1 protein-coding gene is annotated in these 245 nt (G+C 40.8%); it reads left to right on the top strand.

Annotation, left to right across the window (positions count from 1 at the left end; genetic code table 11):
* Positions 1-14 precede the first annotated feature (14 nt).
* On the top strand, positions 15-245 hold a 231-nt coding region (locus SB775_RS32695; protein WP_410865454.1), incomplete at its 3' end, for a purine/pyrimidine permease.

Genomic DNA, 245 nt, shown 5'->3' with positions numbered 1-245 from the left:
AGAAAACGGAATCTATGAAAGAGGTTGATATAATGAAGCTATTTCTTTCTGCCTTACAATGGGCACTATTTATTTTAGCTGGAAGTCTTATTGTACCAATTAGTGTCGCAACTAGTTACGGCCTTGATGGCGCTGAAGCTATCGCGTTTGTACAAAGAACATTATTTGTTCTCGGTTTTGCCGGTCTCTTGCAAGCCATATTTGGTCATAAACTTCCTATCCAAGAAGGTCCTGCAGGCCTTTGG

The sequence above is a fragment of the Peribacillus sp. SIMBA_075 genome (assembly GCF_046534585.1).
Note: the sequence above shows the minus strand (reverse complement) of the source record. Positions and strands in the feature narration are given on the sequence as shown.